Annotated in this window: 21 protein-coding genes; 6 read left to right on the top strand and 15 right to left on the bottom strand. The window is 69.0% G+C overall.

The window, feature by feature from the left end:
• Window positions 1-386: 386 nt before the first annotated feature.
• The gene (locus ACQP0P_RS13505) at window positions 387-1,964 is read right to left on the bottom strand and encodes an alkaline phosphatase D family protein (RefSeq protein WP_433375681.1); all 1,578 of its coding nucleotides are present in this window, start codon (window positions 1,962-1,964) and stop codon (window positions 387-389) included.
• 240 nt (window positions 1,965-2,204) lie between these two features.
• On the opposite strand from ACQP0P_RS13505, the gene ACQP0P_RS13500 reads away from it, so the two are divergent.
• Complete coding sequence (locus ACQP0P_RS13500; RefSeq protein WP_433375679.1) at window positions 2,205-3,488, top strand: Glu/Leu/Phe/Val family dehydrogenase; 1,284 nt, start codon at window positions 2,205-2,207, stop codon at window positions 3,486-3,488.
• Window positions 3,489-3,543: 55 nt separating this feature from the next.
• Here the strand turns inward: ACQP0P_RS13500 and ACQP0P_RS13495 are convergent, their stop codons facing one another.
• The 3 genes from ACQP0P_RS13495 to ACQP0P_RS13485 form a co-directional block, all read right to left on the bottom strand.
• A complete protein-coding gene (locus tag ACQP0P_RS13495) occupies window positions 3,544-4,434 on the bottom strand; it encodes a Gfo/Idh/MocA family protein (protein WP_433375676.1) in 891 nt (296 codons plus the stop codon).
• A gap of 84 nt (window positions 4,435-4,518) precedes the next feature.
• Window positions 4,519-5,463 carry an NAD-dependent epimerase/dehydratase family protein gene (locus ACQP0P_RS13490; protein ID WP_433375674.1) on the bottom strand — a complete coding sequence of 315 codons (945 nt, stop codon included), beginning with the start codon at window positions 5,461-5,463 and terminating at the stop codon, window positions 4,519-4,521.
• A 12-nt stretch (window positions 5,464-5,475) separates the two neighbouring features.
• Window positions 5,476-5,820: a YrdB family protein gene (locus ACQP0P_RS13485; RefSeq protein WP_433375671.1), complete on the bottom strand. Its 345-nt coding sequence runs from the start codon at window positions 5,818-5,820 to the stop codon at window positions 5,476-5,478.
• A 113-nt stretch (window positions 5,821-5,933) separates the two neighbouring features.
• Here ACQP0P_RS13485 and ACQP0P_RS13480 point away from each other — a divergent pair, with 113 nt between their 5' ends.
• Complete coding sequence (locus tag ACQP0P_RS13480) at window positions 5,934-6,632, top strand: TetR/AcrR family transcriptional regulator (protein WP_433375668.1); 699 nt, start codon at window positions 5,934-5,936, stop codon at window positions 6,630-6,632.
• Window positions 6,633-6,717: 85 nt separating this feature from the next.
• Here the strand turns inward: ACQP0P_RS13480 and ACQP0P_RS13475 are convergent, their stop codons facing one another.
• Window positions 6,718-7,170: an ATP-binding protein gene (locus tag ACQP0P_RS13475; RefSeq protein ID WP_433375665.1), complete on the bottom strand. Its 453-nt coding sequence runs from the start codon at window positions 7,168-7,170 to the stop codon at window positions 6,718-6,720.
• Between the two features lie 148 nt (window positions 7,171-7,318).
• Here ACQP0P_RS13475 and ACQP0P_RS13470 point away from each other — a divergent pair, with 148 nt between their 5' ends.
• Window positions 7,319-8,146: a helix-turn-helix domain-containing protein gene (locus ACQP0P_RS13470; protein WP_433375663.1), complete on the top strand. Its 828-nt coding sequence runs from the start codon at window positions 7,319-7,321 to the stop codon at window positions 8,144-8,146.
• The gene (locus ACQP0P_RS13465; RefSeq protein WP_433375660.1) at window positions 8,134-8,346 is read left to right on the top strand and encodes a DUF397 domain-containing protein; all 213 of its coding nucleotides are present in this window, start codon (window positions 8,134-8,136) and stop codon (window positions 8,344-8,346) included. The genes ACQP0P_RS13470 and ACQP0P_RS13465 overlap by 13 nt, the downstream gene beginning before the upstream one ends.
• Window positions 8,347-8,479: 133 nt before the next feature.
• Here the strand turns inward: ACQP0P_RS13465 and ACQP0P_RS13460 are convergent, their stop codons facing one another.
• The 3 genes from ACQP0P_RS13460 to leuA all read right to left on the bottom strand — a co-directional run bounded on the left by ACQP0P_RS13460 (window position 8,480) and on the right by leuA (window position 12,852).
• Complete coding sequence (locus ACQP0P_RS13460) at window positions 8,480-9,763, bottom strand: FAD-binding protein (protein ID WP_433375658.1); 1,284 nt, start codon at window positions 9,761-9,763, stop codon at window positions 8,480-8,482.
• Between the two features lie 285 nt (window positions 9,764-10,048).
• Window positions 10,049-10,363: an SSI family serine proteinase inhibitor gene (locus ACQP0P_RS13455; RefSeq protein ID WP_433375655.1), complete on the bottom strand. Its 315-nt coding sequence runs from the start codon at window positions 10,361-10,363 to the stop codon at window positions 10,049-10,051.
• Between the two features lie 776 nt (window positions 10,364-11,139).
• Window positions 11,140-12,852: a 2-isopropylmalate synthase gene (gene leuA / locus ACQP0P_RS13450; RefSeq protein ID WP_433375653.1), complete on the bottom strand. Its 1,713-nt coding sequence runs from the start codon at window positions 12,850-12,852 to the stop codon at window positions 11,140-11,142.
• A gap of 296 nt (window positions 12,853-13,148) precedes the next feature.
• Between leuA and ACQP0P_RS13445 the strand changes: the two genes are divergently transcribed.
• A complete protein-coding gene (locus ACQP0P_RS13445) occupies window positions 13,149-13,394 on the top strand; it encodes a DUF2630 family protein (protein ID WP_350913284.1) in 246 nt (81 codons plus the stop codon).
• Here the strand turns inward: ACQP0P_RS13445 and ACQP0P_RS13440 are convergent.
• The 7 genes from ACQP0P_RS13440 to urtA form a co-directional block, all read right to left on the bottom strand.
• Window positions 13,388-14,446, bottom strand: coding sequence for a hypothetical protein (locus tag ACQP0P_RS13440; protein WP_433375650.1), 1,059 nt, complete (start codon window positions 14,444-14,446; stop codon window positions 13,388-13,390). The two genes, ACQP0P_RS13445 and ACQP0P_RS13440, sit on opposite strands and share 7 nt — an antisense overlap.
• Window positions 14,443-15,933, bottom strand: a complete 1,491-nt coding sequence (locus ACQP0P_RS13435; RefSeq protein ID WP_433375647.1) for a transporter substrate-binding domain-containing protein — start codon at window positions 15,931-15,933, stop codon at window positions 14,443-14,445. The genes ACQP0P_RS13440 and ACQP0P_RS13435 overlap by 4 nt, the downstream gene beginning before the upstream one ends.
• 114 nt (window positions 15,934-16,047) lie before the next feature.
• Window positions 16,048-16,737 (bottom strand): urea ABC transporter ATP-binding subunit UrtE, encoded by a 690-nt coding sequence (urtE, locus tag ACQP0P_RS13430; protein ID WP_433375644.1) that lies wholly within the window; start codon window positions 16,735-16,737, stop codon window positions 16,048-16,050.
• A complete protein-coding gene (gene urtD / locus ACQP0P_RS13425) occupies window positions 16,715-17,473 on the bottom strand; it encodes an urea ABC transporter ATP-binding protein UrtD (RefSeq protein WP_433375641.1) in 759 nt (252 codons plus the stop codon). The genes urtE and urtD overlap by 23 nt, the downstream gene beginning before the upstream one ends.
• Window positions 17,470-18,579 (bottom strand): urea ABC transporter permease subunit UrtC, encoded by a 1,110-nt coding sequence (gene urtC, locus ACQP0P_RS13420; protein WP_433375639.1) that lies wholly within the window; start codon window positions 18,577-18,579, stop codon window positions 17,470-17,472. Before urtC ends, urtD begins: the two co-directional genes overlap by 4 nt.
• Window positions 18,576-19,442: an urea ABC transporter permease subunit UrtB gene (gene urtB / locus ACQP0P_RS13415; RefSeq protein ID WP_433375636.1), complete on the bottom strand. Its 867-nt coding sequence runs from the start codon at window positions 19,440-19,442 to the stop codon at window positions 18,576-18,578. The genes urtC and urtB overlap by 4 nt, the downstream gene beginning before the upstream one ends.
• 119 nt (window positions 19,443-19,561) lie before the next feature.
• Window positions 19,562-20,797, bottom strand: coding sequence for an urea ABC transporter substrate-binding protein (gene urtA, locus ACQP0P_RS13410; RefSeq protein ID WP_433375633.1), 1,236 nt, complete (start codon window positions 20,795-20,797; stop codon window positions 19,562-19,564).
• A 331-nt stretch (window positions 20,798-21,128) separates the two neighbouring features.
• Between urtA and ACQP0P_RS13405 the strand changes: the two genes are divergently transcribed.
• On the top strand, window positions 21,129-21,431 hold the full coding sequence (locus tag ACQP0P_RS13405) for an urease subunit gamma (RefSeq protein WP_433375630.1): 303 nt from the start codon (window positions 21,129-21,131) through the stop codon (window positions 21,429-21,431).

The raw sequence follows: 21,431 nt of genomic DNA, 5'->3' as shown, positions 1-21,431 counted from the left end.
CCCTTCACGGACGTCGATCGCGACCGTTAACCCCGTAGCGATAACCCCGACGGCCACCACGGCCGCCAGGCCCCGTAACGTTGACATGCGCCTCACCAGAAAAAGGGATGACGGCAGCCTAAAGCCGCGTCACCTGGTAGAAAAGGGGCAAATCAGCGCTGATGATCACCATGTAAAACCGGGTGACGCTCGTTGTCAATGATCTTTTTGCGATCGAAACGAACGGGCTTGCGACTCTCGGTAAGCGATTTCCGCAACTTCCCAGGTGGATGCGTTCCACAACGTCCCGGTCGCACGAGAAGAATATTCCGGTTCTCTGGCCGGACGTCGGCCGGAAAACCACGGCATGCCCCGGACCTCTCGGCACGGGGAACAGAGGCGCTTCGCTAGATCCCCTTCAGCTCCACCGTGGTGATCTCCGAGACGTCGGTTCCGGTGGCGGTGTCCCAGCGGACCGAGGTGGGGGCGGTGTCCAGGGACAGCACCGCCACCGCGTTGGAGAACCACGGGCCGTTGGTGATCCGCCAACTGAAGGGCGCCTTGGGGATCTTGGCCAGGCGGGAGAGCGAGCGTCCGATCAGGCCGGCGACGCCGAACTGGGCGACGATGTTGGCCAGGCGGAGCGTGCGGCTCAGCGGGTTGCGGATCGGCGAGCAGACCAGTTGATAGATGGGGAGCCCATGCGCCTTCGAGACATAGGAGTAGTGCACGTCTCCGGAGAGTATGATCACCGGCCTGCCCAGCCCGGCCAGCAGCCTGGACAGGTCCTCGAAGGAGCGCCGGAAGGCCGCCCAGTGCTCCAGGTCCAGCCCTTGGCGCAGCGCCTCCGACCAGCGGGCCACCCTGACGCCCCAGGCCCCCTGCGCCAGCGCCTCGTTCCAGTTCTGGATGTGGTGGATGCCCGCGGGAAGCAGGAACGGCACCGAGGAGCCGATCACGTAGCGCTTCGCGCCGCCCCGCTGGAGTTGCTCGGTGAGCCACTCCCACTCCACCGGGTCGATCATGCGCCGGTCTTTCGGGGTGAGCCGGCGGGAGCAGCGGGAGTCCAGCATGATCAGGCGGGTGTCGCCGAGGTCGCGGGCGTAGCTCCACCGGCTGTCGGCGGGTACGTCGTAGGCGTGCTCGGCGAACGCGTCGAGGACCTCCCCGCCGTCCCCCTCGGCCGCGCACACCTTGCTGAGCAGTTCGTCGGCGGCGCGCTCCGCCGGCGACAGGTTGCCCAGATGCTGGTAGACCCAGTAGGCGCCGATCCCGGAGATCACCCGGTGCCGCCACCACGGGACGTGCTCCATCTGCTCGCGCCAGGTGCTGGAGGTGTTGAAATCGTCGCGCAGGTCGTGGTCATCGAAGATCATCGCGGTGGGCACCGTGGAGAGGATCCAGCGGATCTCCGGGTCGGTCCACGCCAGACGATACAGCTCGGCGTACTCCTCGAAGTCGGCGATCTCCTTCTTCGGCTCGCTGTCCCTGCGGTTTCCGATGAACTCCAGCATCTCGGCGGAGGGCTCGTCGGCGTAGACCTGATCGCCGAGGAGCAGCAGCAGGTCGGGCCAGCGGTCCTCGGGCGCCTCCATCAGGGTGCAGCCGTACGCGCGCAGCATGTCCACCCCGTGGGAGATCGTGTGCAGGGGGTCGTGCGGCACGCTGGTCCGGCAGGAGCCGAACATCACCCGGTCCGGCCCGTCGGGGCCGAGCAGGCGGATGCGACTGGGCGGCTGGTCGGGCAGCGGCCACACGGTCTCGGTGCCCAGGCGCACCTGGTAGGTCCCGCCGCCCGCCACGTCCACGATCGCGTAGTGGTGACCGTGGACCGTGAACGTCCTGGCCTGCGAGCTCACGCCACCGACCTCGACCGTCACCTCACACGGCTCGCTCGTCTCCAGCCATACCGACGCGCTCGTCTCGTCGACGTAACGCAACATCGGGCCGACCACAAGTTCCGGCACGTTCATCCCCTCAGTCACCGCACGACGGCAGGAATCCTTTACCGGAGCCCACCAGATCCGTACCTTCCTCCCAGATTGCCCAGAGACGCGGACAGATAACAACGCACCATCCGGTCGCGGTGGCGCGACCAGGCCTCGGAGCGGTCACGAGAACGAAACACGGCCCGTCCCCGCAGGCAAAAAAGCGCACCTACTCTGATCGTGACCAGCTGCCCCGGGCGGAGCAAAGGCGCCCCGCTCACCGTACGGAGGTTTCCCTTGAGGACGCTCACGGTGCCGTCGACGACGCCGGCCACCACCGCTCCCGTCAGCCCTGGCCGGCAGGCCCTCGACACCGCGCTCTTCCAGCTCGACCAGGCAGCCGACCGGCTGGACCTGGACGACAACCTGCGCGCCGTGCTCGCCACTCCCCGCCGCTCACTCACCGTGTCGGTTCCGGTCCGCCGCGAGGACGGCCGGATGGACGTCGTGCAGGGGTTCCGGGTGCAGCACAACATCACCCGTGGCCCGGCGAAGGGCGGCATCCGCTTCCACCCCCGCACCGACGTCCACGAGGTCACCGCGCTGGCCATGGGGATGACGTGGAAGTGCGCGCTGGCCGGCATCCCGTACGGGGGCGCCCAGGGCGGCGTCTCGGTGGACCCCGCCTCGCTGAGCACCCGGGAGCTGGAGCGGGTCACCCGCCGCTACGTCAACGAGGTCCTGCCGATCGTCGGCCCCGAGCGGGACGTCCCGGCCCCCGAGGTCGGCGCCGACAGGCGGACCATGGCCTGGATCATGGACACCTACTCGGTGAACGCCGGCTACCCGGTGCCCGGCGTGATGACCGGCGGATCGGCGACCTCCGGCGGCGCGCCGGAGCGGGCGGAGGCCACCGCACGCGGCGTGCGGTTCGCCGCGCTCAGGGCCATGTGCGGCTCCCCCGAGGGCCGTACCGTCGCGATCCAGGGCTTCGGCAAGGTCGGCGCCCCCGCCGCGCGCCACCTCGCCGACGCGGGCGCTCTCGTGGTCGCGGTCTCCGACAGCACCGGGGCCGTGGTCAACCGTTCGGGCCTGGACGTCGACGGCCTGCGGGCGTGGTCGAAGGAGACCGGTGGCGTGCGCGGCTACCGCGAGGCGGACCCGCTGTCCCACGACGACCTGCTGGAACTCGATGTGGACCTGCTCGTTCCCGCGGCCCTGGAGGGGGCGATCACCGAGGAGAACGCCCCCCGGATCAGGGCCGGCCTGATCGTGGAGGGCGCCAGCTGCCCCACCACGCCCGGGGCGGACCGCGTCCTCGCCGACGCGGGCATCACGGTGGTCCCCGACATCCTGGCCAACGCGGGCGGTGTGATCGTCTCCTACCTGGAGTGGCTACAGCAGGCGCAGGCTCGTTCCTGGAGCGCGCGCGAGGTGGACGCGAGACTCCGCGGCCTCGTGGAGAACGCGTTCGACACGGTCACGGCGGTCTCGGCCGAATGCGGGATCACCCTGCGCCAGGCCGCCCACGTGATCGGCGTCGGCCGGGTCGCCGAGGCGCACCGGGGGCGCGAGCTCTGATCCCGAAGCCGCCGGCGCTCCCGGCCGAACATGGGAACGTCCTCCCCGTCACGCGTTACCGTGTCGCGGCGTTGACGATGTCCTCGCAGACGGCGTGGGTGGCCAGGGCGTCGCCGGCGTCGACGACGGTGCCGGAGCGGACCGCGTCAAGGAACTCCAGGCAGACCTGCTCGATGCCCCGCTGCCGGGGGACCGGGGTCCAGTCGCCCCGCCTGGTCAGGGTCTCGGCACCGGCGTGGTCGGTCACATCGGCCATGTTGACCACCCGGCGCCTGGCGCCGCCGCCCATGACCTCCACGCTCTCCTCCGCCAGGCCGCCCACCCTGTTCATGATCCCGAAGGCGGTGAAGCCGTCCCCGGAGAGTTCCAGCGTCACGTGCTCCAGCAGCCCCTCCCTGACCCGGGTGCGAACGACGGTGTGCTCGACCTCGCCCGGCACCAGGAACCTGAGCGTGTCCACGACGTGAATGAAATCGTCGTAGACGGCGGCCCGCGGGTTCTCCGGATGGCGCGCACGATGCTTCTGCATCACCACCAGATCGCGGGGAAGATCGCGCAGAGCGGCGTAGGACGGCGCCCTGCGGCGGTTGAAACCGACGAGCAGCGACCGCTCGCTCTCCCGCGCCAGCCGCACCAGGCGCTCGGCCTCGGCGAGGGTGTAGGCGATCGGCTTGTCCAGGTAGACGTGGACGCCGGCCCGCAGCAGCGGTTCGACGACCTTCACGTGCGCCTCCGTCGCGACGTGTACGAAGGCCGCCTCGACCCCCGCGCCGAGCACCTCGTCCACCGAGGAGAGCCGGCGTTCGACCCGGTAGGCGTCACCGAGGCGGTCGAGCGTGGCCCGGTCGCGGGTGCACAGGTGCAGGTCGAGGCCGGGAGTCGCGCCGAGGACGGGCAGGTAGGCCTTCTGCGCGATGTCCCCGAGGCCGATGACAGCGATCTTCATGCTGAGAGCCTACGACGCGCGCTTTTCCGGCGCGTACGTCGCGCCCCGGGCCGGCGCACCCGCCGTACGGGGTCCGACCGGCCCCTACGCCGCCGCGGCCAGACGGTCGCGCCACCACGCGATCGTCGCGGCCAGCGCCTCGTCCATCGGGGTCGGCGCGATGCCGAAGGCGGCCTGGAAGTCACCCGAGTCCAGGACGAAGGGCCGGACGAACTGGTAGCGCAGCTCCTCCAGCTCGCCGAGCATCGGAGAGAAGGTCCCGGCGGCGCGCAGCAGCCAGTGCGGCATGGCCTTGACCCCCGGGTCGGGGATTCCGGCGAGCGCGCACAGCCGCGCGGCGACCTCGCGCACCGTCATCGGCTCGTTCGTCGGGATGTGCCAGGGGCGGCCCCAGGCGCGCTCGCCCTCTCCTGCCGCGACCAGGGCGCGGGCGACATCGGGCACGTAGGTCCAGCTGTGCGGCTGTGCGGGGTCGCCGACGACGCGAACGGTCCTGCCCGCCAGCAGCTTGGGCACGAGCCTCTCCCCCAGGTGCGACTGGTCCAGGCAGCCGGGACCGAAGAAGTCGGATCCGCGTACCTCGGTCACCCGGACCCGGCCCGCCTCGTGCGCGGCCAGGGCCTCCTGCCACAGCCGGACCCGTATCTCGCCCTTGGCGCTGGGCGGGGTCAACGGGTCACTCTCCCGCATCGGCCTGGTGGGAGCGGCGTAGACGTAGAGGTTGCCGAGGATGACGTATCCGGCGCCGGTGTCCTCGGCGGCGCCCAGCAGCGACGCGGCGAGCGGCGGCCAGTCCCGCGCCCACCGGTGGTAGGGCGGGTTGACGCAGTTGTAGAGGACGGCGGCGCCCTCGGTCAGGGCGGTCAGTCCCGCACGGTCGCCCGCGTCGGCGGCGACCCTGCGGATACCCGGCAGCTCGGGTCCTGAGCCCGAGCGGCTGACCAGGACCACCTCGTGTCCCTGCCCGGCCAGCAACCGGGCGACCTCGGAGCCGACCTGACCGGCTCCCGCGATGACGTGCTTGACCATGATGGTTCTTCCTTACTGGTTCCAGAGGAGCCGCAGCGCGGCATTGACGACGAAGAGCGCGGCGAAGGCGATCCCGGGGACGATGCGGCCGGCCATGACCAGCGCCGCGGCGCCGCCGCCGAACCAGAGCACCTCCAGGACGGCACGGGCGAGACCGGTGAGCGGGATCGTCGCGCCGTTGGCCGCGCCGAAGATCGCCCAGGCCACGACGAACAGCGCGGGGCCGCCGAGGCCGAGGAGCAGCTTCACCGGCCAGTTCGAGCCGGTGCCGAAACCCCAGTAGCCGACCGAGGCCAGCACGCCCAGCTCCAGCAGGAACATGACGAGCAGGTTGGTGTTCTTGGCCAGGGAGATCATGGGGGCTCCTAAGAGATTGCCGCTCCGCTCTGAGAGCAATGCTCTCGCCAAAGAGCGTTGTTCGTCAAGAGCAGTGCTCTCGTTTCTTTCCAGTGCTCTGGTATGGTCGGGGCATGAGTTCGAGCCTCACCGCACGCGAAAGGGTCAGGGCCGAGCTGACCCGCGAGATCGCCGACGTCGCCCGCAGGCAGCTGGCCGTCGACGGTGCGAGCGGCCTGTCCCTGCGCGCGGTCGCCCGCGAGATGGGCATGGCCTCCTCGGCGATCTACCGCTACTTCCCCTCCAAGGACGACCTGCTCACGGCCCTGATCATCGACGGCTACAACGCCCTCGGCGAGGCCGTGGAGAACGCCGACGCGACCGTCCCGCACACCGACCACGCGGGCAGGTGGATGGCGGTCTGCCACGCCGTACGGGACTGGGCACTGGCCCACCCGCACGAGTACGCCCTGCTGTACGGCTCCCCCGTCCCCGGCTACCAGGCTCCGCAGGACACCGTCCCCGCCGCGATCCGCGACACTGTCGTCTACGGCCGGATCGTCTCCGACGCCCACCGGGCCGGAACCCTGAGCCCGCCCGGTGACCACCCACCCGCCCCGCCGTCCTTCCGCGAGGACGCCGCACGCCTGCGCGAGCTGATACCCGACGTCCCCGACGACGTGATCGTCCGCGGCCTGATCACCTGGACCGGCCTGTTCGGCTGGATCAGCTTCGAGTTGTTCGGCCAGTTCAACAACGCGATCCTGGACCGCACCGCGGCCTTCGACCACACCATGCGCTGCCAGGCCCGCACCCTCGGCCTGCCCGCCTGACATCTAGCGACAGGACTTGAGGGGGAGAGGCGGAGCGGTTGACCGCCGGCCTCCGCGCGGCTCGCGGGGAGCCGTGTTCGTCTCCCTATTCGGAGACCGGTTCGGGAGTCGACGGGTCGTCAGGGGGCGGAGTGGCCCGGATGGCGCACCAGACCGTACGGCCCAGGCCGCGACCGTGCTCGCGGGTTCCCCACTCAAGGGAGATCTCACCGACGATCAGCAGTCCTCGGCCGTCTTCGGCATCTGGTTCTTTTCGGACATGAGGTCCCAAAAATATTGAACCAGGGTCATTAACCTCCACGTAGACGATTTCCATCGTCGCACTGAGGGTCAGGCCAATGAAGTCACCGGCGCTGGAATCGGAATGCTTGATCGAGTTTGTTACCAGCTCGGAAGTCGCCAGTACGATGTCGTCGACCATCGGATGATCGACACCGAGCCATTCGCGCACTTCAGAGCGGGCTCGTGAGACGGATTCACGAACGCTGGGCAGATCGACGCTGCCGAGAATCCTCGGCTCCGGAGTCGTCGCTTTCATGGTTTCACCCGCTTAGAAGAATCATCTCCGATCGGCCTTCCGACCATCCCAGCTTCCGGCTACAGCCGGTAGTTACTTGACTTCAATCAGCTATCAACGGTTTCAATGAAAGGTCCCTTGAAACTGTTGGCTCTCCCCGGGAGGTCAGATGCCAAAGGAAAGCGAGCTTCGTCCCACCGATTCGCCGACCGCTCTCTTCGGCTTCGAACTGCGACGGCTCCGCAAGGCCAAAGGCTGGTCCCAGATCCGGCTGTCCAAGGCCATCCCCTACTCGGTCGGAACGATCAGCATGATCGAGACCGCCAAACGATCACCGACGGAGGAGTTCGCCCGCTACTGCGACGAGGCCCTGGAGGCCGAGGGCGCCCTGATGCGGCTCTGGCCGATGGTCAGCCACGCCTCGGCTCCGCCCTGGTTCCGGCCATGGCTCGATGTGGAGGCCACCGCGGAGTCGCTCCGCACCTGGGAACCACTGATCGTGCCCGGCCTGCTCCAGACGGAGGACTACGCCAGAGCCATCCTGAGCGGCGACATCGGCGTGACGTCCGAGCAGATCGAGGAACAGGTGACCACTCGAATGGAGCGACAATCCATTCTCAGACGCCCCAAACCCCCCTTGTTCTGGGTGGTCATCGACGAAGCGGCCCTTAACCGCCCGATCGGCAGCCACGCTGTGATGGCAGCGCAACTCTCTCACCTTCTTGAAGCTGGTCAGGCCCCCCGGATCACCATTCAGGTTCTTCCCTTCAAGGCATACTCAACGACCGGCCTCGCCGGTGGGTTCGCCATCGCACAGGCTCGGGGAACCTTCGACACCGCATACGTCGAGTCTGCTGGGGTCATGAGCCGAGTAACAGAGCGACCAGAGGACGTGAGCGTTTTAACATACAGATACGAGGGGATTCGTTCCGAAGCACTGCCCCAGCGCGAGTCCCTAGAATTGATCAAGGAGACGACGCAGCGATGGACGAGTTGACCCAGGAACTCAACACTGCCGTCTGGCGCAAGTCCTCCCTGTCAGGACCCGACGGCGGCAACTGCGTTGAAGTCGCCGAGTTGTCCGGCGGCCGTAAAGGCGTCCGAGACAGCAAAAATCCAACCGGCCCCGCACTGGTCTTCACCCCCGGCGAATGGGGCGCGTTCGTCAAAGGCGTGAAGGGCTGCGAATTCGACTGACCGCTCCCCCTGTTTCCGAGGTTTCACCGGCGTGAACTCGACACGGGCACCGGGTCTTCCCCCTCTCCCGGTGACGAGGCAGCCCACCCCCCTGAGCGGAAACCGACATGCCCTTCCCTGCATCTATGCGCACTCAGGAGGGAGAATCACCCGCGAAGAGGTGGTCGTTCACGAACGGGTTGCGGAACTTGCCCGTGGGGTCGAGGTCGGCGGCCAGCCGCCGGAAGTCCGGTAGCCGGTCGTACCGGGACGCCAGGCGCTCGGGGCCCATCAGAAAGAGCTTGCCCCAGTGGGGGCGAGACTCGAAGGGCTCCAGTAGATCCTCGATCACGGTGAGCACCCGGCGCACCGCGGGCCAGTCCTTCTTCCAGGTGAAGTGGACCGCGACGACGTCCTGGCGGTAGGAGGGGCTCAGCCACAGCTCGTCCGCCGCGACGGTGCGGATCTCCGACACCTGCAGGACGGGGGAGACGACGTCCCTGACCCCGTCCAGCGCGCGGAGCGCGGCCAGGGCGTGGCGGCGCGGGAGCAGATACTCCGACTGGAGCTCCTCCCCGCTGCTCGGGGTGAAGTCCAGGCGAAAGTGCGGCAGCCGGTCGTACCAGGGACCGGGCACCCCCAGTTGCGCGGTGCAGTTGACGGCGGACAGCCCCGGCAGCGGGTGCCGGTCGGCCGGCGCGGCCGTGGCGTCCAGCCAGCGCGACACCGGCTCCCACGGGCCGGGCTCGCCGTCACGCCGCTTCACCCACACCTGGTCGATCACCGGGCCGTCCCATCCGGTGAACATGCTCACGCTGTATCCGGCCGAGGTGATCTCCTCGAAGTGCTCCTCAAGGCGCGCCCAGGGCAGGTTCTCGTAGACGTGCTGTCGCACCTCGAAGGCCGGGACGACGTCGAGGACGACCCTGGTGACGACTCCCAGCGCGCCGAGCCCGACGACCGCCCCCGCGAAGCGGTCGCCGTCCCGCTCCCGGCTGAGGAAGGTGACCTCACCGTCGGCGGTGACCAGTTCGAGGCCAGAGACCGCGGTCGCCAGGTTGCCGTTGGCGTCGCCCGAGCCGTGCGTGGCCGTGGCGCAGGCACCGGCGACCGAGATGTGCGGCAGCGAGCCGAGATTGTGCAGCGCGTAGCCCGCATCGTGCAGATAGCGGCTCAGCTCGCCGTAGCGCACCCCGGCGCCGACCGTGACCGTGCCGCGCGCCGGGTCGAGCTCGGGCCCACCCGGCAGATCCTCCAGCGAGACGAGGTCACCGCCGGGACGGTCGGCGATCTCGTTGAAGGAGTGCCGGGTGCCGAGTGCCCGGACGGCGTCGCTGCCGGCGACCAGTTCCTGGAGCTGCTCCATGCTGCCGGGGCGGTGGAACCGCGCGGCGCCGTAGGTGATGTTGCCCGCCCAGTTCAGCAGCCGTCCGGTCAAGTCGTGCCCTCTCTACGCCTCGCGCCAGGCCGTGCACGGCGGATGCGCGCCGCACACGGGTGGCCGGGCGGGGGCACGGCCCACGGCCGGCGGCCCCGCGAGGGCGCGACGACGGCATCGCCGCCCCAAGGGTATTTCAGACGCCTACGGTGGCGGAATGCCCCGCCACCGTAGGAGCCGATGTGCCGGGGACCGGTGAGCACCCTCACCGGCGATCAGACCGCCGTTTCATGAGAGGCGCCGACGGGGGATGCTCACCGCCCCCGGCCCCGCGAGGGTCAGGACCTAGAAATCGAAGACCGCACCTGTCGCGGCGTGCATGTCGCACTCGTTGCTGAAGGTCCGCCGGTACTGGATGTACTGGCCGTCCCACGTGCCGGTCGCACTCGCCGTCGTGGGGTCGTACACCTGCGCGCACCCCATCCACGTCGGCCTGACCATGGCCGGGTCGCCCTGCGCCGGGTAGAGCGCCGCGCACGCGTCCGCCGCGCGCGGGTGCGTCCCGAAGACCGGCGAGCAACTGAGCTGGACGCTACGGGTGCCCAACCTGCCCGCGACGGTCAGCGAGAGATCCCTGCCCAGTGGTACGCCCACCGTCACGGGCCACTGCGGAACCGGGCGCGGCGGCCACGGAGTCGGCCACGGCGGAAGCGGCCATCCGGTCGGCCTTGGCGGGAACGGGCGCGGCGGCCACGGGGTCGGCCACGGCGGAATCGGGGTCGGACGAGGCGGGATCGGCTGGCCCCAGGTGCCGGGTGGCCACGGCAGCGGAGGCCGCGGCGGCCACGGAGGTCGTGGGGGCGGGATCATCGACCCGGGCCCCGGAGGCAGCGGCCCCGGTCCCGGAGGCATCGGCGGTCGCGGGGGCAGCATGATCGATCCGGGTCCCGGGGGCATCGGCCGCGGCGGCCACGGAGGCGGATCGGCGATCGGCCGGCCCACGGCCGGGTCGGGCCCGCGGCCCGGCGGCTGCGGCAGCGCGTCCGCGGCGGCCGTCGTACCGCTGAGAAGGACGAGCCCGGCGGTGGCCAGGCCAAAGATACATCGCATGAATTCCCCCGATGAATACGAATTTCGTACATAGCCGAAAATGTCGCTTTCGGTGTGTTCGGGGGGAGCGAATTACGCCCTGAGCTGGAAAGATGCTATGTCGCTAACGATGGGGCACCTCGGAGCGACTCGCCGTGGAATGCCATGAATTCACCAGTTTGGAAAGGCCTCGGCCGAACCCGCTTCGTACCGCCGGTCGCCGCTACGGAAGGGTGAAACGACTCGACCGCGCGTCCGCGGGTTACGCGGGAGGCGCGGTCGAACAGGCGACAGATGACCTTGTGGGTCGTTGTCGGGCGCGTTGCCCCGGCGGGTCGTGCCGGGGACTAGCGGTTGGCGCGGTTGACCGCGGAGATGACGGCCTTGAGCGCGGCGGCGGTGGTGTTGGCGTCGATGCCGACACCCCACAGGGCCTGGCCGGCGATCTCGCACTCGATGTAGGAGGCGGCCTTGGCGTCGGTGCCGGCGCTCAGGGCGTGCTCGGCGTAGTCCAGGACGCGAACCTCGATGCCGACCCTGGCCAGGGCCTCACAGAAGGCGGAGATGGGACCGTTGCCGACACCCTCGACCTCCCGGATCTCCCCGTCGATCCGCAGGTCGGCGCTGATCGCGTCCTTCTCGTCGCCCTGGGAGGCGGTGCGGTGGGCCAGCAGGCCCAGCCGGCCCCACGGGCCGGCCTCGTTCGGCAGGTACTCGTCGGTGAAGATCTCGAACATCTGGGCCGGGCTCACCTCGCCGCCGAGGGCGTCGGTGCGGCCCTGGACGACGCGGGAGAACTCGATCTGCAGGCGGCGCGGCAGGTCCAGCTGGTGGTCGGCCTTCATGATGTAGGCGACCCCGCCCTTGCCCGACTGGCTGTTGACCCTGATGACCGCCTCGTACGTACGGCCGATGTCCTTGGGGTCGATCGGCAGGTAGGGGACCGCCCAGGTGAACTCCTCGACCGGGACGCCCGCGGCGGCCGCGTCGCGCTCCAGGTGCTCGAAGCCCTTCTTGATGGCGTCCTGGTGGGATCCGGAGAAGGCGGTGTAGACCAGCTCGCCGCCCCACGGGTGGCGCGGGTGGACGGGGAGCTGGGTGCAGTACTCGGTGATCCGGCGGATCTCATCGATGTCGGAGAAATCGACCTCCGGGTCGACGCCCTGCGAGAACAGGTTCATGCCCAGCGTGACCAGGCAGACGTTGCCGGTGCGCTCGCCGTTGCCGAACAGGCAGCCTTCGATCCGGTCGGCCCCTGCCAGGTAGCCCAGCTCGGCGGCGGCGACGGCGGTGCCCCGGTCGTTGTGGGGGTGCAGGGAGAGCACGATCGAGTCGCGATAGGCCAGGTTGCGGTGCATCCACTCGATCTGGTCGGCGTAGATGTTGGGCGTGGCCATCTCGACGGTGGCGGGCAGGTTGATGATGACCTTGCGGTCGGGGGTGGGCTGCCACACGTCGTTGACGGCGTCGCAGACCTCCACCGCGTACTCCAGTTCGGTGCCGGTGAAGGACTCCGGGGAGTACTGGAAGTAGATCTCCGTGCCGTCCATCTCTGCGGCCAGCTTCTTGCAGAGCTTGGCGCCCTCGACCGCGATCGCGGTGATGCCCTCGCGGTCCTGGCCGAAGACGACCCTGCGCTGGAGGGTGGAGGTGGAGTTGTACAGGTGGATGATCGCCTGCTTGGCCCCGCGCACCGATTCGAAGGTCCGCTCGATCAGCTCGGGTCTGGCCTGGGTCAGGACCTGGATCACCACGTCGTCAGGGATCAGATCCTCTTCGATGATCTGCCGTACGAAGTCGAAGTCGGTCTGGGAGGCGGCGGGGAAGCCCACCTCGATCTCCTTGTAGCCCACCTTCACCAGCAGCTCGAACATCTTGAGCTTGCGGTGGGGGTCCATGGGGTCGATCAGCGCCTGGTTGCCGTCACGCAGGTCGACGGCACACCACCGGGGTGCCCGCTCGATGACCTTGTCCGGCCAGGTCCGGTCGGCCAGCCGGATCGGCGCGAAGGACTCGTAGCGCTTGAACGGCATGGGGCTGGGTTGCTGCTGCGGATACATGCAAAGGCTCCTCGACTGGGAAAACAATCGTGGCCGACACGCATGGCTCGCTCCGCGACGAGGGAGCCGGCCCTTACAGGCCCTCGTCGCGGCAGCTAAGAAGCAGCCCGCGCAGCATGCATAGCACGCTATCAGACGGGTCCGAATGCCCGAGCCCCGGTCTCACATGGCGGAACTCGAAGATCTCCGGGATTCCGTCCGAGGATGGGCACGCGACGCGAACCACACCGCCGCCACCGACGCGGCTTCCGACGGTACGGTCACCAGAGGAGAACTCTGACAGGGGGAGAACCGCCATGAGGGACGTCGACATCCTCGCCCACATCAACGAACTCATCGCCGAGGAGCGGGAGCTCCGAAAGAGACTGACTTCACACTCGATCTCCTCGCATGAGGAGAACAACCGGATCCAGCAACTGGAGGAGGCTCTCGACCAGGCATGGGACCTGCTCAGGCAGCGCCGGGCCCGCCGCGAGTTCGGTGAGGACCCCGACTCCGCCGCGCCCCGCCCGATCGACGAGGTCGAGGACTACCGTCAGTGACCGCCCGCCCCGAAGGCCCCTGCCGGAGTCGGGGACGGGGACGGGGACGGGGAGACGGGAGCGGGTTCCGCGGCCGGGCGGCCCTCGCAGCGTGAATCGGCCGGGGTCCGCTGCGAGATCGGGGCGAGCCAGGAGATCACGCTCTGTTCGACGTACCAGCCGTGCAGGTTCGCCCATGTCCTGGGCACCTCGCCGGGGTCGGGGCAGAGCACCTTCGACCGCAGCCGCTCGTTGGAGATGAAGCTCACCGCACCGTCGCGGTGCAGGACCGTGGTCATCAGGTCGTCACTGGCGACCATGTAGCCCACGAGCACCTCGGAGGACTCCTCCCCGGTGATCTCCAGGGCGATCAGCGGGAGGATCGGCGCCCTCATCACGACCACGCCGACCAGGAACGGAGTGAACACCGCCATCGCGATCGCGATGCCGTGGGTCAGCACCCTGGCCGGCGCCTCGGGCACCGGGCCGGTCAGCAGCGCCGCGAACACCGGGGGAAGCGTCAGCAGGATCGCGGTCGCCACGTCCCGCGCGGCGAACGCGGAGACGATGGCCGGCCACAGCACGACGTACGACAGCACAGCGGCGATCACCGGCAGCGCGTAGCAGAACGTGGTCCGCAGTTCCTCGTGGGCCGGGAATCGTTCACGTACGGCCAGGCCCACCAGGGCCAGCGACAGCATCGCCAGCGTCGGCAGGAAGCGCAGCTGCCAGGTGCACACGCCCGCCACGACGGCCAGGACCACCACCCAGCCGGGCAGCCGCTGAGCGGTGCGCACCAGCCACGAGGAGCGGCCCGTGCTGATCCAGTAGAGGGTGCCGAGAAGCCTGCCGCCGACCACGACGACGGGCAGCACCCACACCGTGGTCAGCAGGACCGCGCTCAGCAGACCCAGCGGGCTGATGGTCTGCACGAGCAGGAGCAGCGTCTGGGTGTCCTGCCGGCTGGCGTACCACAGCCGCATCACCAGCAGGACGATCGGGAACACCGGCAGCAGCGTGAGGAACCACTCCTGGTTCCTCGGCGCGTCCCTGACCCGCCTGTCGGTCTTCAAGGTGCGGAGGGACAATCCTGGACGGGGAGGGTCCGCTCCCACGGCCAGCGGCGCACGTCCGGGGGAAGCGCGCACGGCTGCTGCGCCTGGGCCACGTTCACCCCGGGGTTGGCCGCCAGCAGCGGCCGGATGTGCTTGTCGTAGGCCTCCTCCCACCGCTGGTTCTGCGGATCGGCGTAGGAGCGGTAGAGCGCGAGGTCGACCAGAACGCGCAGCGCGGCGTTGGAACCCGCGTTGACCGCCCACATCTCAGTCTTCTCCAGCGCGATGTCGTGGTGGCGCAGCTTCCTTTCCGGCTCCGCGACGAACCCGGCCAGCAGGGCCGCGTCGGTGGTCACCGCGTCGGCCGCCCTGGCGGCCGGGAGGCCGTCCGCGAGACGGTCCACGCATTTGCTGATCAGCAGCTCGGCGATGGGGTCGACCTTGATCGCCTTTTTCAGCTCGGCCAGCGAGGTCGAGGTGCCGAGCGAACACACCTTCTTGTTCTCGAGTTGCCCCAGGGAGGCGACGTCGCGATCGGGATAGTCGGACCTGGTCACCACCGACTGCTCGGTATAGAGATAGGGCGTGGAGAAGCCGACGGAGGGATCCGCCCTGCGTTCGGGCGTCACGCTGAAGGTCGCCACCACGAGGTCGACCTTGACGAACTTGCCGTCCGTGTCGCGGGCCTGCATGCGCGCCCTGTCCTCGGTCTCGATGGACAGGAAGTCGACCTGGTCGGGCCGGAAGCCCAGATCCGCCGCGATCATGTAGGCGATGTCGATGTCGAAGCCCGTGAAACCGGTCTCTCCCGGCTTCCGCAGGGCGATGCCCGGGGTGTCCTCCTTCACGCCGATCAGGAGCCTGTCCTTGTTGAGAAGCCCCGCCTTCTCCCGCAGCTCGGCCTCGGTGGGAGGCCCGTTCACCCACGCGATGGACACCCCGACCACGACCGCGGCGACGACCAGCGTGATCCAGGCGGTCAGCCGGAAGCGGCGGAACCGGCGCCGACGGGGCGGTCCGGGCGGGCTGGTCGGTGGCCTGGAGTACGCGCCCTCGGCGGCCTCCACGCCCTCGGACCGCGGATCACGGTCGTATCGGCCGTCGCCCCAGCGGTCGCGCTCATACCGGTCATCGGACCTCTGGTCCCGGTCGTACCGATCGTCGTTCCAGCGGCCGCGCTCGTACGGTCCGTGGGACCGCCGCCCCTGCCCGTACCGATCGTCGTCCCACCGGTCGCGCTCATCATCGGCCCCCCGGTCAGGCGCGTCACCCGGCCGCCGATCACGCTCGCCAACGGCCCGGTCCCGACGCTCGCCGCCGGTCTCCCCGCCGGTTCGCCGGCCAGGCTCGGCATCGGCCGACTCGCCGCTCGGCCGGCTGGGCCGTGTCTCACGCTCGTCACCGGCCGGGCCGCCGGTCTCCCTGCGGGAAGACCGGCCCTGCTTCTCGGGAGGGGACGGCACCCCCTCCGATCGCGTTCCCCCGTCCGCAGGTTCCTCCGCCATGACACCCCTCGGACTCCCTTTTTGCTGGGTAGGTTATGTCGCCATCGCCCGCAGCGGGAGGTTCTTCATCAAGAAGAGATCAAATACGATCTTCTTGATATGAAATAGTGCGGTTCACACGGCGAGAAGGCGGTGAATTTCCTCCCCGTGTAATTCCTCCACCGCCCCCGAATGAGCGACGTGCCCGGCGTCGAGGATGAGAAAACGGTCGGCGAGGCGGAGCGCCAGGTCCAGATACTGTTCGACCAGCAGGAGCGACAGGCCGGAGGCGTGCAGCCGCTCGATCGCCTCCTCGATCTCGATGATGATCGAGGGCTGGATGCCCTCGGTGGGCTCGTCCAGGATGAGCAGCCTGGGCCGGGTGACGAGCGCGCGGGCGATCGCGAGCTGCTGCTGCTGTCCGCCGGACAGGAATCCGGCACGCCGCTTGAGCAGTGGCTTCAGGCGGGGAAAGGTCTCCAGCGCCTCCTCCAGCGCCTCCTGCGGGCCGCCGGAGGCCTCCAGCGTGACCTGAAGGTTGGCGAGCACGCTGAGCTGAGGGAAGGTCTCGTGCCCCTGGGGGACGTACGCCATGCCGAGCCGTACCCGCTCGTGCGGTGGCAGGCGCGTCACGTCCCGGTCCTCGAAGGTGACCGAACCCGCGGTGGCGGGCAACACGCCCATCACGGTGTTGAGCAGGGTGGTCTTGCCCACCCCGTTGCGCCCCATCACGCACACCAGTTGCCCTGGCTCCACCCGCAGGGAGACTCCGAACAGCACCCGGGCCCTGCCGTACCCGGCGTCAAGATCCTGTACTGACAGCATCTCCGCGCTTCCTTCCGAGATAGACCTCCTGCACGCGCGGGTCGTCGCGGACCTGGTCCACCGAGCCCTCGATCAGCACCTTGCCCTCGTGCAGGACGGTGACCTGCGAGGCGTACCTGCGCAGGAACTCCATGTCATGTTCGATCACGATCACCGTGTGGTCGTTGGCCACGGACGTCAGCAGCTCGCCGGTCCGTTCCCGCTCGTCCTTCGACATGCCGGCCACCGGCTCGTCCAGCAGGAGCAGCTTGGGGCTCTGGGTGAGCAGCATGCCGATCTCCAGCCACTGCCGCTGCCCGTGGGAGAGCACTCCCGCGGGCCGGTCCGCCAGCTCCCGCAGACCCGTGGTCTCCAGCGCGTCGGCGACGGCCGCGGAGATCCCGCGCCTGCGCCGGGTCAGCGACCAGAGCGAGCGCCGGAAGGAGGCCGCCAGGTCGAGGTTCTCTGAGACCGTGAGCTGCTCGAAGACCACCGAGGTCTGGAAGGTACGCCCGACGCCGAGCCTGACGATGCTGTGCTCGCGCAGGCCGACCAGGCTGCGGCCGTCGAAGACGACCTCGCCGGTGGTGGGGCGGGTGAGGCCGGTGATGACGTCGATGAGCGTGGTCTTCCCCGCGCCGTTGGGGCCGATCAGAAAGCGCAGTTCCCCCTCCTCGACGGTCAGGTCGATGCCGTCGATGGCGCGGAAGCCGTCGAAGACCACCGACAGCCCGCGTACCTCGATGATCGGGCTCATCCGACCTCCTCCATGACTCTCCTGCCGGGGGCGTCGTCCGCGGGCGGGGGTTCCGCGGCCGTGGGGCGCTTCGACCGCCGGGCCAGGGCGTCGCGGGCCGACGCCGCCAGGCCGAGGATCCCTCTGGGGGCCAGGGTCATCACCAGGATGAACAGCGCGCCCTGCAGGTAGAGCCAGCCGTCCGCGAACTGCTCGCTGAAGGAGGTCTTGGCGTACCCCATGACGACCGCGCCGAGGATGGCCCCGGCGAGGGCGAACCTGCCGCCCACCGCGACCGCGACGACGAGTTCGAGCGAGGGGACCACCCCCAGCAGCGCGGGCGAGATGATGCCGACCACCGGCACGAACAGGGCACCCGCCAGCCCGGCCATGCCCGCGGAGATCGCGAAGACGACGGTCTTCACCCTGGCCGGGTCGTAGCCGAGGAACCTGACCCGGTCCTCGCCGTCCCTGATCGCGACGAGCAGCCGCCCGAAGCGGCTGCCCACCAGCCGGCGGGCACCGAGGTAGAGCAGCCCGGTGACGATCGCGACCACGAAGTAGAGCCCGCGCTGGGTGGAGTCCGCCGCCAGGTCCTGGCCGAACAGGTCGAAGAAGTTGGTCAGACCGTTGGTGCCTCCGGTCAGGCCCTGCTGGCCGACGAGCAGGATGACGAACGCGGCGGCCAGAGCCTGGGTGAGGATCGCGAAGTACGCGCCGCGCACCCGCTGGCGGAACACCAGCAGGCCCAGCACGGTGGCGATCAGCATCGGCCCGAGTACGACCATGGCCAGCGCGAACACCGGGTTGGCGAACGGTTTCCAGAGCGCGGGCAACTGCTCGACCCCGCTCCAGACCATGAAGTCGGGCAGGTCTCCCTGGGCGTCCACCAGCTTCAGGTGCATGCCCATCGCGTAGCCGCCGAGCCCGAAGAACACGCCCTGGCCGAGGACGAGCATGCCGCCCTGCCCCCAGGCCAGGCCGATGCCCAGGGCGATGATCGCGAAGCAGAGGTACTTGGCCAGCAGGCCGAGGCGGAAGGGTTCCAGCAGCAGCGGTGCGACGACCAGGGCGAGCACGGCCACCGCCGCGAAGAGCCCCGGCCCTCTGAGGCGGGTGAGATTCATGTGAGCGCCCTCGAGCGGAGTACGAACAGGCCCTGCGGGCGGAACTGGAGGAAGGCGATGATCGCGGCGAACACGATGACCTTCGCCAGGCTGGCGTCGCTCCAGAACTCGGCGTAGGAGTTGAGCAGGCCGAGGCCGGCGGCGGCGATGACGGCGCCGCGCAGCTGGCCGAGCCCCCCGGCGACGACCACCAGGAAGGCGTCGACGATGTAGTAGGTGCCCAGCGCCGGGCCGACGGGGCCGATGAGGGTGAGCGCCACCCCGGCGACCCCGGCCAGCCCCGAGCCGATGAAGAAGGTCCGCTGGTCCACCCGGGCGGTGTCGATGCCGCTGACCGCGGCCAGCTGCCGGTTCTGCATCACGGCCTGCATCCGGCGGCCGGCGCCGGTGCGGTTCATGTAGGCCCAGATGCCGATGACCGTGGCGACGGCCAGGCCGAAGATGAACAGCCGGTTGTACGGCAGGGACGCGATGCCGCCCTGCAGCCAGGTGGGTGCCTGGACCTGCACGTTGGGCGCCCCGAACAGATCACGGGCGAGTTGCTGGAGCACGAGGCTGACGCCCCAGGTGAGCAGCAGGGTGTCGAGCGGGCGGCCGTAGAAGTGCCGGATCGCGGCCCGTTCCAGGATGAGCCCCATCAGCCCGGCGACCAGGAAGGCGACGGGCAGGGCCACGAGCACCGCCATCCGGCCGGTGAGGTCCTGGAGCAGGTAGGCGGTGTACGCCCCGGCCATGATGAATTCACCGTGGGCCATGTTGATCACGCCCATCTGGCCGAACGTGAACGTCAGCCCGAGGGCGATGAGGAGCAGCACGGCGCCGATGGACAGGCCGATCGGGAGCTGGTTGAGAAAGGCCTCCACCGAAGGTCCCCTTCCTACGAGTGTGTGGCTCCGGAGCCGGGCCGCGCCGCGTTGTGGGCGCGCCACGGTACTTTCCGTGATCTGGTCACGGCCCGGTCCGAAGCCGGTCTTGAGGGGGGTCAGCCGGTGGCCAGGCCACTCGCCCAGGGATAGCCCTTGAGGTAGGGGTCGGGCTTGATCGGCTGGCCGGAGTTCCAGACCTCCTTGATGAGACCATCGGGCTGGATCACCCCGATCCTGGCCGTCTTGTACATGTGCTGGTTCTCACCGTCGATGGTGACGAGGCCCTCGGGACGGTCCAGCGCGATGCCGCCCGCCGCCTTCCTGACCGCCTCGACCTCGACGCTGCCGGCCTTCTTGACGGCCTCGGCCCAGAGGTAGACGGCGTTGTATCCGGCCTCCATCGGATCGGAGGTCACCTTGTCCGCGCCGTACTTGGCCTTGAACGCGGCGACGAACTTCTCGTTGGCCGCGTTCCCGGTGGTCTGGTAGTAGTTCCAGGCGACGGGGTGGCCGGCGATGTTGTCGACGCCGATGCCCTTGACCTCCTCCTCGGCGACGCTCACCGACAGCACGGGCATCTTCTCCGCGGTGACCCCGGCGCTGTTGAGCTGCTTGAAGAAGGCGACGTTGCTGTCGCCGTTGAGGGTGTTGAAGACGGCGTCCGGCTTGGCCTGGAGGACCTTGTTGGTCAGCGTGCTGTACTCGGTGTGGCCGAGCGGGGTGTACTCCTCACCGAGGATCTCCATGTCGTTCGCCGCCGCGTACGCCTTGATGATCTTGTTGGCGGTCCGGGGGAAGACGTAGTCGCTGCCGACCAGGAAGATCTTCTTCTTGCCCTGTTCCCTGAGGTAGTCGAGGCCGGGGATGATCTGCTGGTTGGTGGTGGCGCCGGTGTAGAAGATGTACGGCGAGCTCTCCAGGCCCTCGTACTGCACCGGGTACCACAGCAGGGCCTTGCTCCGCTCGAAGACCGGCAGCATCGCCTTGCGGCTGGCGGAGGTCCACCCGCCGAAGGTGGTGGCGACCTTGTCCTGGCGGATGAGCTTGGTGGCCTTCTCCGCGAAGGTGGGCCAGTCGGACGCGCCGTCCTCCACCACGGGGACCAGCTTCTTGCCGAGCACTCCCCCGGCGGCGTTGATCTCCTCGATGGCGAGCAGTTCGGCGTCCCTGACGGTCACCTCGCTGATGGCCATGGTGCCGCTCAGCGAGTGCAGGATGCCGACCTTGATGTCTCCGTCACCGCCACTCGCGGCGGCTGTGTCCTTGCTCGCAGGGGCTTCACCGCCGCAGGCGGTCAGCGTCGCGGCCAGCGCCGCGACGGCCACCACGGAGCACCATGCTGTCTTCCTCAATGACTTTCCTCCTTGCCGGTACGGCCCCCGCACCGATCTATCTGCCGCCAAGGTGACTGAGTGAGGTTTCCCGCCTAGTTCGCGGTTGTTAATTGCGGTTTACCGGCATATCACCGCCGTGACAGGAGGCGGCACCGCGAACAACCCCCGGACTTTTATCCCGATAAGTCAAAAAATTTCGTGATATTAACCTTGAAATGCCTCGGCAGACCCACAGAAAAGGGAGCGCCGATGGACGGTTCTTCCTCTTTCGCGCAGCTCACGTCCCCTGGAAACCGGCACGACATCGGCGCGCAACGTCACCGAAACCGCCGGTTCCTATGGTCCGGGAATGCGGCTCACACCACACGAGCAGGAACGCCTGCTCATCCACGTCGCCGCCGGTCTCGCCCGCGACCGCAGGTCACGTGGCCTCCGGCTCAACCACCCCGAGGCCACCGCGATCATCGCGTCCTTCCTCATGGAGGGGGCCAGGGACGGGCGGACCGTCGCCGAACTGATGGAGGCGGGACGCAGGGTGCTCTCCCGCGACGACGTCATGGAGGGGGTGCCCGAGATGCTGTCGTCCGTGCAGATCGAGGCCACCTTCCCCGACGGCACCAAGCTCGTCACCGTCCACCAGCCGATCCCGTGA

Source organism: Streptosporangium sp. CA-115845, from assembly GCF_050943795.1.
Lineage (GTDB): Bacteria > Actinomycetota > Actinomycetes > Streptosporangiales > Streptosporangiaceae > Streptosporangium.
The sequence above is the reverse complement of the archived record's forward strand: the minus strand, read 5'-3'. Positions and strand labels throughout refer to the sequence as shown.